This is a genomic window from Streptomyces chiangmaiensis (genome assembly GCF_036281785.1).
GTDB lineage: Bacteria > Actinomycetota > Actinomycetes > Streptomycetales > Streptomycetaceae > Streptomyces > Streptomyces chiangmaiensis.
The window spans coordinates 1-12,568 of record NZ_JAYWVC010000219.1 but is presented as its reverse complement, the minus strand read 5'-3'; the positions used below and the strand labels follow the sequence as shown (position 1 = coordinate 12,568).

The 12,568-nt window shown below is 70.4% G+C and carries 12 protein-coding genes; 2 read left to right on the top strand and 10 right to left on the bottom strand.

What is annotated here, in order from left to right; genetic code table 11:
* The first annotated feature begins 464 nt into the window (after positions 1-464).
* Positions 465-1,463, top strand: coding sequence for a tryptophan--tRNA ligase (trpS, locus tag VXC91_RS36680; RefSeq protein ID WP_329511679.1), 999 nt, complete (start codon positions 465-467; stop codon positions 1,461-1,463).
* A gap of 45 nt (positions 1,464-1,508) precedes the next feature.
* Here trpS and proC read toward each other — a convergent pair whose 3' ends face one another.
* The 7 genes from proC to VXC91_RS36645 all read right to left on the bottom strand — a co-directional run bounded on the left by proC (position 1,509) and on the right by VXC91_RS36645 (position 6,352).
* A complete protein-coding gene (gene proC, locus VXC91_RS36675; protein WP_329511678.1) occupies positions 1,509-2,318 on the bottom strand; it encodes a pyrroline-5-carboxylate reductase in 810 nt (269 codons plus the stop codon).
* Positions 2,319-2,437: 119 nt separating this feature from the next.
* The gene (locus VXC91_RS36670; RefSeq protein ID WP_329511677.1) at positions 2,438-3,211 is read right to left on the bottom strand and encodes an ABC transporter permease; all 774 of its coding nucleotides are present in this window, start codon (positions 3,209-3,211) and stop codon (positions 2,438-2,440) included.
* The gene (locus VXC91_RS36665; RefSeq protein ID WP_329511676.1) at positions 3,208-4,023 is read right to left on the bottom strand and encodes an ABC transporter ATP-binding protein; all 816 of its coding nucleotides are present in this window, start codon (positions 4,021-4,023) and stop codon (positions 3,208-3,210) included. The genes VXC91_RS36670 and VXC91_RS36665 overlap by 4 nt, the downstream gene beginning before the upstream one ends.
* 258 nt (positions 4,024-4,281) lie before the next feature.
* A complete protein-coding gene (locus VXC91_RS36660) occupies positions 4,282-5,058 on the bottom strand; it encodes a class I SAM-dependent methyltransferase (protein WP_329511675.1) in 777 nt (258 codons plus the stop codon).
* Between the two features lie 66 nt (positions 5,059-5,124).
* Positions 5,125-5,616: an EamA/RhaT family transporter gene (locus VXC91_RS36655; protein ID WP_329511674.1), complete on the bottom strand. Its 492-nt coding sequence runs from the start codon at positions 5,614-5,616 to the stop codon at positions 5,125-5,127.
* Positions 5,617-5,661: 45 nt separating this feature from the next.
* On the bottom strand, positions 5,662-6,012 hold the full coding sequence (locus VXC91_RS36650) for an SH3 domain-containing protein (protein ID WP_408057566.1): 351 nt from the start codon (positions 6,010-6,012) through the stop codon (positions 5,662-5,664).
* 22 nt (positions 6,013-6,034) lie between these two features.
* Complete coding sequence (locus VXC91_RS36645; protein WP_329511673.1) at positions 6,035-6,352, bottom strand: SH3 domain-containing protein; 318 nt, start codon at positions 6,350-6,352, stop codon at positions 6,035-6,037.
* Between the two features lie 179 nt (positions 6,353-6,531).
* Here VXC91_RS36645 and VXC91_RS36640 point away from each other — a divergent pair, with 179 nt between their 5' ends.
* A complete protein-coding gene (locus tag VXC91_RS36640) occupies positions 6,532-8,619 on the top strand; it encodes a serine/threonine-protein kinase (protein WP_329511672.1) in 2,088 nt (695 codons plus the stop codon).
* Positions 8,620-8,668: 49 nt separating this feature from the next.
* Here VXC91_RS36640 and ilvD read toward each other — a convergent pair whose 3' ends face one another.
* The 3 genes from ilvD to VXC91_RS36625 all read right to left on the bottom strand — a co-directional run bounded on the left by ilvD (position 8,669) and on the right by VXC91_RS36625 (position 12,140).
* Positions 8,669-10,522 carry a dihydroxy-acid dehydratase gene (gene ilvD / locus VXC91_RS36635; protein ID WP_329511671.1) on the bottom strand — a complete coding sequence of 618 codons (1,854 nt, stop codon included), beginning with the start codon at positions 10,520-10,522 and terminating at the stop codon, positions 8,669-8,671.
* Positions 10,523-10,669: 147 nt separating this feature from the next.
* Positions 10,670-11,299 carry a TetR/AcrR family transcriptional regulator gene (locus VXC91_RS36630; RefSeq protein ID WP_329511670.1) on the bottom strand — a complete coding sequence of 210 codons (630 nt, stop codon included), beginning with the start codon at positions 11,297-11,299 and terminating at the stop codon, positions 10,670-10,672.
* A gap of 16 nt (positions 11,300-11,315) precedes the next feature.
* A complete protein-coding gene (locus VXC91_RS36625) occupies positions 11,316-12,140 on the bottom strand; it encodes a sugar phosphate isomerase/epimerase family protein (RefSeq protein WP_329511669.1) in 825 nt (274 codons plus the stop codon).
* Between the last annotated feature and the right edge of the window lie 428 nt (positions 12,141-12,568).

The window sequence follows — 12,568 nt, the reverse complement described above, 5'->3', positions numbered from 1 at the left end:
GGTCAACCGGGTTTGTCCTCACGACCAATGGGCCGTTCCGACGAGTGAGACTTTAGCGGATTCCTGCCGTCCGAGCTAATCGGGGCTGCGCCCTTGCCTGAGCTCGAACGCGGATTCCTCATTCCGAAAATACGCATGCCAATACACACGACGACGGATCGTCGATTATCGGTAGGTACCTGCGGAGTGGCTGCCCGGGGACCGACCTTGATCGGCGCTCACGTCGGACAACCCGGAGAACTTTACGGATCGGGCGAGCCTGTGTCAACCCTCTGCGCGTAGGCCCCGAGTAGCGTACGCTCTCGGGCATGACTTCGTGTACGTGCAACCAGCAGTGGTGGGCCGCCTGACGGCGGCCGGACTCACGTATGCGCTCAACGGCCGCCGCTTCGGCGGCCGTTCTCGTATCTCCTCTCCGAGGGTCGGCCGGCCGGTCGCGGCGGCCCCTACCAGGAGGTGGAGAGATGACACGGGTCTTCAGCGGGGTCAAGCCGACCGGGCATCTGACGCTGGGGAACTACCTGGGTGCCATGCGCCGGTGGGCCGAAGTGGACCAGCACCAGGCGGACGCGCTCTTCTGCGTCGTGGATCTGCACGCCCTGACCGTGGACCACGATCCGGCGCGGGTGCGCAGGCTCAGTCGGCAGACGGCGACGCTGTTGCTGGCCTCGGGGCTCGACCCGGAACAGTGCACCGTGTTCGTGCAGAGTCATGTGGACGAGCACACCCGGCTGTCGTACCTGCTCGAGTGCGTGGCCGCCGACGGCGAGATGCGGCGGATGATCCAGTACAGGGAGAAGGCCGCGCGTGAGCGGGTGCGTGGCGGAAGTGTGCGGCTGTCGCTGCTCACGTATCCCGTGCTGATGGCGGCGGACATCCTGGCGTACGGGACCGACGAGGTGCCCGTGGGGGACGACCAGGCTCAGCATGTGGAGCTGGCCCGGGACCTGGCGGTGCGGTTCAACCAGCGTTACGGGCACACGTTCGTCGTGCCCCGGGCGACCCATCCGAAGGTCGCGGCCCGGGTCATGAACCTGCAGGACCCGATGTCGAAGATGGGCAAGTCCGAGGACTCGGGGCCGGGGATCGTCTATCTGCTCGACGAACCCGATGTGGTGCGGAAGAAGGTCATGCGAGCCGTCACCGACAGCGGGTCGGACGTCGTCTATGACCGGGAGGCGCGACCGGGACCGGCGAATCTGCTGGAGATCCTGGCGGCGTGCGAGGGGCGGAGCCCGGAAGAGCTGAGCGGTGCCTACTCCTCCTACGGCGCCTTGAAGAAGGACACCGCGGAGGCCGTCGTCGAGGTGTTGCGGCCGGTTCAGGAGCGGCACCGGGCCTTGTGCGCGGACCCGGAGCACGTCGACGAGGTGCTCCGGACCGGGTCTGAACGGGCCAGAGAGATGGCCCGGCCGCGGGTGGACGCGGCCTACCGGGCGATCGGGCTGCTGCCGGCTGTCTGAAGACCAGGTGCCCACCGTCGGGTTCCGGGCGGTGGGCACCTGGTCTCAGTTGTTGCCGGACGCCAGTTCGCGACTGCGGTCACGGGCCGCTTCGAGCGCGGCGATGAGTGCGGCTCGCACCCCGTGGTTCTCCAGTTCGCGGATCGCGTTGATCGTGGTGCCCGCGGGCGAGGTGACGTTCTCGCGGAGCTTGACGGGGTGCTCGCCGCTGTCGCGGAGCATCACCGCCGCACCGATCGCGGACTGGACGATCAGTTCGTGGGCCTTGTCGCGGGGCAGACCGAGCAGGATGCCGGCGTCGGTCATGGCCTCGACCAGATAGAAGAAATACGCCGGACCCGATCCGGACAGGGCGGTGCAGGCGTCCTGCTGGGACTCGGGGACACGGAGCGTCTTGCCGACCGCCCCGAAGATCTCCTCCGTGTGGGCGAGATGCGCCTCGGTCGCATGGCTGCCGGCCGAGATGACGGACATGGCCTCGTCGACGAGGGCGGGTGTGTTCGTCATGACACGCACGACCGGGGTGCCGGCGGCGAGGCGTGCCTCGAAGAAGGAGGTGGGGATGCCGGCGGCGCCGCTGATGACCAGACGGTCGGCGGGAACGTGCGGGGCGAGTTCGTCGAGGAGCGTGCCCATGTCCTGGGGCTTTACCGTGAGAATCAGCGTATCGGCGGTCTTCGCTGCCTCGGGGTTGGTGACCGGCGTGACGCCGTAGCGGGTGCGGAGCTCCCCGGCTCGTTCCTTGCGACGAGCGGTGACCAGGAGGTCAGCGGGCGTCCAGCCGCCACGGATCATCCCGCTGAGCAGGGCTTCGCCGATCTTTCCGGTGCCGAGGACTGCCACTTTCTGGGTCATGGTGCGGATGCCCTCCGGGGGTTGCGTCGTCCGGGTTCATCCTCGCACCGGGTGCACCGGCCCGGCTCGGTTGTCCGGTGGGCGGACGAGGGTGCCGGGCCGACGCCGCCGATCCCCGCTCACGCCGAGCGTCGGCGCAGCGTCGCCGCTCCGAGCCCCAGGACCAGCACGGCGCAGCCCGCCACCACCAGTGCGTCACGCACGAACGTCGCCGTCATGTCCGTGTGCTTGAGGACCTCGCTCATGCCGTCCACCGCGTACGACATGGGCAGGACGTCGGAGAGGGCCTCCAGGACCGGGTGCATGGCGGAACGGGCTGTGAACAGACCGCAGAGAAGAAGCTGCGGGAAGATCACCGCGGGCATGAACTGGACGGCTTGGAACTCCGAGGAGGCGAAGGCGGAGACGAACAGGCCCAAGGCCGTGCCGAGCAGGGCGTCCAGAAGGGCCACCAGGAGCAGGAGCCAGGGCGAACCGGTGACATCCAGTCCCAGGAACCAGACCGCGAGGCCCGTGGCCAGGGCCGACTGGACGACAGCCACGGTGCCGAAGGCGAGGGCGTAACCGGCGATGAGGTCGGCCTTGCCCAGCGGCATCGCCAGGAGGCGTTCCAGGGTGCCGGAGGTGCGTTCGCGCAGAGTGGCGATCGAGGTCACCAGGAACATCGTGATGAGCGGGAAGATGCCGAGGAGCGAGGCTCCGATCGAGTCGAACGTGCGCGGGCTGCCGTCGAAGACATAGCGCAGCAGCAACAGCATCAGGCACGGGATGAGGATCATCAGCGCGATGGTGCGCGGATCGTGGCGCAGCTGGCGCAGGACACGGACGGCCGTCGCCGTCGTACGTGAGAGGGTCAGGGCCCTCACGTTCGGCTGCGGGGTCGTGGTGGTCATCGGACCGTTTCCTTTCCTGCCGTCTTCTTCGCCGCCGTCGCGTCGACCAGATGGAGAAACGCCGCTTCGACCGTTGCCGCGCCCGTGCGGGACCGCAGGGCGTCGGGGGTGCCCTCCGCGAGAATCTCGCCCTCGCGCATCAACAGGAGGCTGTGGCAGCGCTCGGCCTCGTCCATGACGTGGGACGAGACGAGGAGCGTGGCGCCGCGATCGGCCGCGATGGTGTGGAAGAGGGCCCAGAGGTCGCGGCGCAGAACCGGGTCGAGGCCCACTGTCGGCTCGTCCAGGACGAGAAGTTCCGGGGTGCCGAGGAGCGCGACCGCGAGGGAGACACGGCTGCGCTGGCCGCTGGAGAGGTTGCCGGCGAGGGCGTCGGCGCGCGTGGTGAGGTCCACGTCGGCGATGGCCCCGGTGACCTTCTCGTAGCGGCGGGCGGCGGCAGCGCGGCCGGGGTCGAGGATCGCGGCGAAGTACTCGAGGTTCTGGCGGACGGTCAGGTCGCCGTAGACCGAGGGGGCCTGGGTGACGTAGCCGATGCGGGACCGCAGAAGGGCGTCGCCGGCGGGGCGGCCGAGGACTTCCAGGGTGCCGGTCACCTTGGCCTGGGTGCCGACGATCGCGCGCATGAGGGTCGACTTGCCGCAGCCGGAGGGGCCGAGCAGGCCGGTGATCCGACCGCGGGGGACGGTGAAGCCGAGGCCGCGCAGGACCGTGCGGGGGCCGCGTACGACGGTGAGGTGTTCGGCGCGGACGGCGGGGCCGGTCCCGGACTGCGGCGGGTCGGGCGGGCGTTGAAAGCTGATATTCATCATGCGATGAATATTGCGCGTGGCGGTGGCGGCCGTCAAGCCCGGGTGCACGGCGGCTCAGGCGCTCGACGGGGCGATCGGAACTGAGCAATCCGGCTCGTACGCCTCGGCGTTCACCCAGCAGCGTTCCGGCGGCTGCCGAAGCTGCTGGACGCGCTGGAAGCACTCTCCCGCGACGGGGTGTACGGCTGGAACCGGGCCGGCTCCGGAACCTGGACCACGCGTGCGCGGCGGCGCTGAAGGAGTGGGCCGCCGACCCGGTCAGGAGGTGGTGGCGACCACCAGGTACACGTCGTAGACCTCCTCGACGACGCCGCTCGGGAAGGCTTTGAGCAGTTGTTCCCGCTCCTCGGCGAGAAAGACCCGCGCGCCCTCCTCGCCGAGGACGAGGAAGATCGAGTGGCTGCCGATGTTGGCGAGGTGGGTGTCGACGGAGACCCTGCGGCTCCAGCGCACGACCCGGTGAGTGTGGCGCGGGACCGCGGGGGCACCTTCGAAGGCAGCTTCGGTGCGGGTGCCGCCGGCGCCGCTCTTGGAGGCGTGCTCGGCGCCGAAGTAACGCCTGATCCGGTCCGCCTGGGCGGCGATCCACGGCACGTCCTGCGCGTCCATGTTCCACCACAGCGCGAGGGCGCCGCCCGGACGCAGCACCCGCAGGGCCTCCGGCACCGAGCGGGCCGGGTCGGTCCAGTGCCAGGCCTGGGCGTAGGTGAGCAGGTCGGCGCAGGCGGTGGCGAGCGGAAGGGCGTTGCCGTCGCCGCGCAGGAGGGGGACACCGGGGAGGCCGCGGCGGAACTCGGCCGCCATGCCGTCGCCGGGCTCCACGGCGACGACGTCCGCGCCGCGCGCGTGCAGAAGGCGGGTCGCGATGCCGGTGCCCGCTCCGATGTCGACGACACGGGCGCCGGCGAGAGCACGGCCTGCAAGCTCTTCCAGGGCGTCGAAGAGGGCAGGCGGGTAGGACGGGCGGTTCGCGGAGTACTGAGCCGCCGCGGCGTTGAAGGAGCGGGCTCGAGTGGCGTGGGAGGAGGCGGTCATACGTCCATGCCGGCGGGCCATGGCCATCGAGTCTGCGGGTTCGGGGGGCGGGAGGCGCAAGACGGATCAGGAACGGCGCTTGCGCGACGGGTTGCCCGTGCGCCGGGACGCCCGCTTCTTGTGGGCGGCGCGAGCCTGGTCGTACTCCTCGCGGTGGAGCTTCTCGCCGGGGGCCTCGGTCAGGGAGCGAAGGAAGTAGGCGAGCAGGGAGCCGACGAAGCCGATCGCCAGCAGGCCGCGGAGGGATGCCTGACGCTCCGGGTCGGGGCGCTTGGTGAAGGACCCCCAGGTGTGGTTGAACGCGAGTGCGCTGCACACCGCGAACATCACCACGACCAGCACGGCCACCGCCGAGCCGACGTCGGCGATCTCGAGGCCCTGGTAGGCGAAGCGCAGCACGAGGCAAGAGACGGCGGCGGCCACGAGCGCGCCGACGGACACGGCCGCGCGGCGGGCCGCGTAGCCGTCGTCGTGGTTCACCCAGGTCGTGCCGAAGAAACGCAGGGGCTCGGGGCGGGGGCCCTTGGAGGTGTCCGGGGTGCCGTTCTCGTCGTTCACGCGTCGATTATCACTCCGGACGCCATAGGGCCCCGCCCGCCGGTCTCAGGCACAACGCGGAGCGATGTACCCGTCGCTGCCTGTGTTCACGTAGGCGTCCGAGACGAACTCGCCGTTGCCGATGTTGTCCCAGATGTTCGACGTGCCGTAATAACCCGACACCGTCGTACCCGACGTCTGGCAGTAGACCCGGACCTTGGCGCCCTCGGGCAGAACGCTGACGATGGAGTACCCGGTGCCGGGACCGCTGCGCACATTGAGCCGGACACCAGGTGCGACCGGGTACGAAATGGCGGCGGGCTGTGCCGAGGCGGTCGGAGACGCGCCCAGCACCATGAGGAGGGCTCCGGCAGCAGCACTCGTCAGAAGGATGGACCTGCGCGTGCGCGACATCATCACTGTCCTCTCATGGGTTGAATCAGCCACAGCGCGCGGCGATGTAGCCGTCGCTGCCGGTCTTCACGTAGGCGTCCGAGACGAACTCGCCGCTGTCGATGTTGTCCCAGATGTTGCTCGTGCCGTACGGGCCCGTCACCGCCGTACCCGGCGACTGGCAGAAAATCGGGACCTTGGCGCCCTCGGGCAGAACGCGGACGACGGCGTAGCCGGTACCGGGACCGCTGCGCACATTGAGCCGGACGCCCGGAGCCACCGGGTAGTAGCGCAGGGCAGCGGCCGCCGCGACAGCCTCCGCCCCCTGGTCGGTACGGCCTTCATCGACGCGGTCAACAGACATGGAAAACCTCCCCCGTTGGACCCCATGACTGCCATGGGGTCCCGTTGATTCCCTCGAATCACGCCATGAAACACACGTATACAATTCGCACGCGGAGGCTAGCAAGCCGCCTCGGTCTCGTACGAGTCATCGACTAGGCTCCCTGCGTCGCGCGCGAAAGAACAGCACGGGGGTGGTCCATGTCGCCACAGCGCAACACCGGACCTGGCCCGGAATCGGAACTTCCCGAATACGCCGGTCACTACCGCCTTGAGTCTTGCCTGGGCTCCGGCGGCATGGGCGTGGTGCACCTGGCCCGGAGCACCTCGGGAATGAAGCTCGCGGTGAAGGTCGTACACGCCGACTTCGCCAAGGACCCCGAGTTCAGGGGCCGCTTCCGGCAGGAGGTCGCCGCGGCCCGGAGGGTGAGCGGCGCCTTCACCGCGCCCGTTGTCGACGCCGACCCGGAAGCCGAACGGCCGTGGATGGCCACGCTGTACATCCCCGGCCCGACCCTGTCCGATCACGTGAAGCGGAACGGTCCCATGCCCCCGGCGCAGTTGCGCCGGCTGATGGCCGGACTCGCGGAGGCGCTGCGCGACATCCACCGCGTCGGGGTCGTGCACCGGGATCTCAAGCCGAGCAACGTCCTGCTCGCCGAAGACGGGCCGAAGGTCATCGACTTCGGCATCTCGCGGCCGAAGGACAGCGAACTGCGCACCGAGACCGGCAAGTTGATCGGCACGCCCCCCTTCATGGCCCCCGAGCAGTTCCGGCGGCCCCGGGAAGTCGGGTCCGCCGCCGATATCTTCGCCCTCGGGTCCGTGATGGTGCACGCGGCGACCGGCCGGGGCCCGTTCGACTCGGACAGTCCGTACGTCGTCGCTTACCAGGTCGTGCACGACGACCCGGACCTGACCGGTGTGCCGGAGGATCTCGCGCCGCTGGTGCTGCGTTGCCTCGCCAAGGAGCCGGAGGACCGTCCCACCCCGGACGAGCTGATGCGGGAACTGCGGTCGGCAGCGGCCTCGTACGACACGCAGGCGTTCATACCCCCGCAGCGGGCGAACGACGTGCCGAGCCCGGAAGCACGCGTCGAGGAGCCGAGGCGACGGCACGGGAAGCGCCCGCTCAGGAGCGTGGTCTTGGCCGGCGTGGCGATCGTCCTCGTCATCGGCGCTGCGGTCACGGCCCTGTCCGTCGGAGGGCCGACGCCCGCATCGGATGCCGCCACGCCGCGTACCACGGCGCACGGGTTTCACGCGTGGGAGGCGAAACCCACGTCGGGCGGCGGCGCGGCTCAGTGCTCCTACGGAGCCGGGAAGCTGCTCTGCACACAGTCCCGCCAGGTCTTCGCCCTCGACCCGTCCGACGGGAGCCGGTTGTGGCGCCACACCCTCACCGGGGTGGAGGGGGACGGACCGCCTGTCCTGTCGGGGGGTCTCGTCCAGCCGTCGACCAGCAAAGGCCGGCACCTGGAGGCGCTGGTCCCCTCCTCGGGCAGGACACGCTGGCAGCGGAACATGCCCGCGCACGGCGCTGTGCGGGCGTCCGGCGGCATGCTCCTGATCACCGGAACTGACGGGACGGTCACCGGCGTGAACGGTGCGTCGGGGAAGGCGGAGTGGACCGGCCGGATCCCCGGGCAGAGCACGCCGTACTTCACATCGTTCGCCGGAGACACGCTGGCCTACGCGACGAGCACCTCCGACGACGGATCGAGCACGCACGTCACCGCTGTGGATCCGGACACGGGTGACGTCCGATGGGACGCACACCTGGACGGGTCGCTGGAACCGTTCGACACCGAGGACGGTTCCGTCTACTTCCTCTCCATCGACCCGGTCTACGGCCAGACGAAAGCCTTGGTCATCTATGCCCCGGTATCCGAGTCGACGCGCACCATGGTGCTGCCGGTCCGGCGCGAGTTGGCCCGCGCCACCGTGCACGCCGGCGTCGTGTATCTCCTCGCCATCGGTGGTTCCCTGGACGCCCTGGACATGGGCACGCGCAAGCGGCTCTGGCACCTCGAAACCTCCGTGAGCCGCGGCTCGACGCCCGTTGTGGACAGCGGACATCTCTACTTCTCCGCGGCAGACGGACGCCTCCTCGCCTTCGACACCGAGAAGGGACGCCTCGTCGGCCAGACTCCACCCCGCCTCCGCACGAACTCGGACCGAGTGATGGCCGCGCTGCCCGAACCCGTGCTCGCCGACGGCCACGTCTACGCCACCGCCCCCGACGGCACCGTCTTCGCCGTCGACGGACGCGACCCGTCACGCTGGTGACATGCCGTAGGGGCCGCCCCCGAGGGGGCGGCCCCTACGCAGTGAGCCCTCAGCCCAGCTTGCTCACATCCCGCACGGCCCCCTTGTCCGCGCTCGTCGCCATCGCGGCGTACGCGCGGAGCGCGGCCGAGACCTTACGGTCGCGGTTCGCGGGGGCGTAGTCGCCGTTCAGGGCCTCGCGGCGGGTGGCCAGCTCCTCGTCGGAGACCAGGAGATCGATCGTGCGGTTCGGGATGTCGATACGGATCCGGTCGCCGTCCCGGACGAGGGCGATCGTGCCGCCCGAGGCCGCCTCGGGGGACGCGTGGCCGATCGACAGACCCGACGTGCCGCCGGAGAAACGACCGTCCGTGACCAGCGCGCAGGCCTTCCCGAGACCCCGGCCCTTGAGGTACGAGGTCGGGTACAGCATCTCCTGCATGCCCGGGCCCCCCTTGGGGCCCTCGTACCGGATGACGACGACGTCGCCCTCCTTGACCTGCTGGGTCAGGATCTTCTGAACGGCCTCCTCCTGCGACTCGCAGACGACCGCGGGCCCCTCGAACGTCCAGATCGACTCGTCGACGCCCGCCGTCTTCACCACACAGCCGTCGGCCGCGAGGTTGCCCTTGAGGACCGCCAGACCGCCGTCCTTCGAGTAGGCGTGCTCGACGGAGCGGATGCAGCCGCTCTCCGCGTCCTCGTCCAGGGACTCCCAGCGTTCCGACTGGGAGAAGGCCTCGGCGGAACGCACGCAGCCGGGCGCCGCGTGCCACAGCTCCACCGCCTCCTGGGACGGGGAGCCGCCGCGGACGTCCCAGGTCTTGAGCCAGTCCGCGAGGGACGGGCTGTGGACCGCGTGGACGTCCTCGTTCAGCAGGCCCCCGCGGTGCAGCTCGCCGAGGAGGGCCGGGATGCCGCCGGCGCGGTGCACGTCCTCCATGTAGTACGTGCGGTCCTTGGCGACGTTCGGGGCCACCTTCGCCAGGCAGGGCACCCGGCGCGAGACCTGGTCGATCTCCTCCAGGCCGAACGGCACACCCGCCTCCTGGGCCGCTGCCAGCAGGTGCAGGATCGTGTTGGTCGAACCGCCCATCGCGATGTCGAGCGCCATCGCGTTCTCGAAGGCGGAGAACGTGGCGATGCTACGGGGCAGGACCGTCTCGTCGTCCTGCTCGTAGTAGCGGCGGGTGAGGTCCATGACCGTGCGGGCCGCGTCCTCGTACAGCGCCCGCCGGGCCGTGTGGGTGGCCAGGACCGATCCGTTGCCGGGCAGGGACAGACCGATCGCCTCGGTCAGGCAGTTCATGGAGTTGGCCGTGAACATGCCGGAACAGGAGCCGCAGGTCGGACAGGCGTTCTCCTCGATGCGGAGGATGTCCTCGTCGGAGACCTTGTCGCTGGCGGCGTCGGCGATCGCGTCGATCAGGTCGAGCGTGCGGACCGTGCCGTCGACCAGGGTGGCGCGGCCGGACTCCATCGGGCCGCCGGAGACGAAGACCGTCGGGATGTTCAGGCGCAGGGCCGCCATCAGCATACCCGGGGTGATCTTGTCGCAGTTGGAGATGCAGACCAGGCCGTCGGCGCAGTGGGCCTCGACCATGTACTCCACGCTGTCCGCGATCAGGTCGCGGGAGGGGAGGGAGTACAGCATGCCTCCGTGGCCCATGGCGATGCCGTCGTCGACCGCGATCGTGTTGAACTCGCGCGGGATGCCGCCCGCCTCCTTGATCGCCTCACTGACGATCCGGCCGACCGGCTGGAGGTGGGTGTGGCCCGGCACGAACTCCGTGAAGGAGTTGGCGACCGCGATGATCGGCTTCCGTCCGATGTCCGCACCGGGTACACCGGAGGCACGCATGAGGGCGCGGGCGCCCGCCATGTTGCGGCCGTGGGTGACTGTGCGGGACCTCAGCTCGGGCATCGTCGCTCGCTCCTTCGGAGAGTTCTGACTCACGTCGAGCGTACGCCGGTGCTCCAAGGGCCGGACTCAAGTGTCCGGAATACGGGATGCGCGTCTTGGTCGGCAGGGCTCGGCGCGCCCCTGTGCGCGCGGTGCGCCGGGCGCCCGTCACGGGTTCGTCAGATGCCCCTGTACGACCGGTGCCACCCGTGCCACCAGCTGTTCCAGGTCCACGGAGGCCAGCGGCTCCACCTTGATCACGTAACGCAGTATCGCGACCCCGATCAGCTGCGAGGCCGCCAGTTCGGTGCGCAGCTCCGGGTCCGGGACGTCGAGCTGGCCGACGATACGGCGCAGCAGCTGCGCGGCGACCAGGCGGCGGAAGACGGCGGCCGCGGTGTCGTTGTTCACGGCCGACCTGACGATCGCCAGCAGCGGCGTACGGGTCGTGGGGTTCTCCCAGACGCCGAAGACGAAGCGGGTCAGGCGTTCACCGACGGCCTCGCGCGGCCCGGCTGCGAACGCCTCCGGCGCGTCCAGGGCGGGCGCGAAGGCGACCTCGATGGCGGCCTCGAAGACCTGTTCCTTGGTGCCGAAGTAGTGGTGCACGAGCGCGGAGTCCACCCCGGCCGCCTTGGCGATGCCGCGCACCGACGTCTTCTCGTAGCCGCGCTCGGAGAACTCCTCGCGGGCAGCCTCCAGGATGCGATCGCGGGTGGCGGGTGCCGCCGCCGTCTCCCTGCGGCTGGGCCGCCCCCTGCCGCGGCGGACGCGTCCCGCTCCGGTCGCCTCGGTCACCGCTCGAGCACCTCACTCACGCGCGGGGCACCCTCACGGCCGACGCGAGGTGCAGGCGCGTGAACGCGAGGGCCTCGGCGAGGTCGGCCTCGCGCTCGGCGCCGGACATGGCGCGGCGGGTGTTGACCTCGACGACGACGTGCCCGTCGAAGCCGGTGAGCGCGAGACGCTCGAGGACCTCCGCGCAGGGCTGGACCCCGCGGCCGGGGACGAGGTGCTCGTCCTTGTTGGAACCGTTGCCGTCGGCGAGGTGGACATGGCCGAGGCGCTCGCCCATGCGGTCGAGCATTTCCAGGGCATCCGCACGGGCCGTCGCGGCGTGGCTGAGATCGATGGTGAAGTGACGGTAGTCGTCGCTCGTCACGTCCCAGTCGGGGGCGTACGCGAGCATCTCGCGGTCGCGGTAGCGCCAGGGATACATGTTCTCGACGGCGAACCGCACATCCGTCTCGTTCGCCATGCGCCAGATGCCGGCGACGAAGTCGCGGGCGTACTGACGCTGCCACCGGAAGGGCGGGTGGACGACGACGGTGCCGGCGCCGAGCCGCTCCGCGGCCGCTCGGGCCCGCTGGAGCTTGACCCACGGGTCCGTGGACCAGACGCGCTGCGTGATGAGCAGACAGGGGGCGTGGACGGCGAGAACGGGGATCTGGTGGTAGTCGCTGAGCCGGCGCAGCGCATCGATGTCCTGGCTGACCGGATCGGTCCACACCATGAGCTCGACCCCGTCGTACCCGAGGCGCGCGGCGATCTCGAAGGCCGTCGCTGTCGACTCCGGATAGACGGAGGCCGTCGACAGGGCGACCTTCGCATCCGGGATGCGCACCACTGGTTCTGCCACGAGGGACAGGGTACGGGGCGGCGCATCGGCATGGAGGGCCGCTCGGGGTCCGAGGGACTGTGGGAAGGCGCACAGCGGCCGGATGTCGCCGCTGCCCGGACCGTACGCGCCCGGCCCCGCCGGCCGCGCCCTCGCGGCGGTCGGGGCCCGGGCGGCGGGAAAGCGCGGGAGCACGGGGATGGCGCGAGCCCCTCCGCCGCCCCCTGGTCCTGTCGGCACACTCCTGTCGTCCGCCCGGCCCGGGCCGGGCGGACGACGGGGGCGGCGGGCGGTGGGGGCCCTCGCGAGGCGCCGGAAGGTGCTCGTGGTGGATCCACCAGGACCCTTCGGAACTCCGCGAGCGTGGGTGCAGGGTGTCGCCCGGCAGGCGGGGAGCCCACCGCCTAGTGCGGCGACCGGAATGGTTCACCGGTTCGCGACGCCCGGCA

What these genes read in the sequence shown, in the direction of transcription:
- VXC91_RS36670 (WP_329511677.1), bottom strand. Translation starts at nt 3,211, where the DNA reads ATGACCACCACGACCCCGCAGCCGAACGTGAGGGCCCTGACCCTCTCA.
- VXC91_RS36645 (WP_329511673.1), bottom strand. Translation starts at nt 6,352, where the DNA reads ATGTCTGTTGACCGCGTCGATGAAGGCCGTACCGACCAGGGGGCGGAG.
- proC (WP_329511678.1), bottom strand. Translation starts at nt 2,318, where the DNA reads ATGACCCAGAAAGTGGCAGTCCTCGGCACCGGAAAGATCGGCGAAGCC.
- VXC91_RS36660 (WP_329511675.1), bottom strand. Translation starts at nt 5,058, where the DNA reads ATGACCGCCTCCTCCCACGCCACTCGAGCCCGCTCCTTCAACGCCGCG.
- ilvD (WP_329511671.1), bottom strand. Translation starts at nt 10,522, where the DNA reads ATGCCCGAGCTGAGGTCCCGCACAGTCACCCACGGCCGCAACATGGCG.
- VXC91_RS36640 (WP_329511672.1), top strand. Translation starts at nt 6,532, where the DNA reads ATGTCGCCACAGCGCAACACCGGACCTGGCCCGGAATCGGAACTTCCC.
- VXC91_RS36665 (WP_329511676.1), bottom strand. Translation starts at nt 4,023, where the DNA reads ATGATGAATATCAGCTTTCAACGCCCGCCCGACCCGCCGCAGTCCGGG.
- trpS (WP_329511679.1), top strand. Translation starts at nt 465, where the DNA reads ATGACACGGGTCTTCAGCGGGGTCAAGCCGACCGGGCATCTGACGCTG.
- VXC91_RS36650 (WP_408057566.1), bottom strand. Translation starts at nt 6,012, where the DNA reads ATGATGTCGCGCACGCGCAGGTCCATCCTTCTGACGAGTGCTGCTGCC.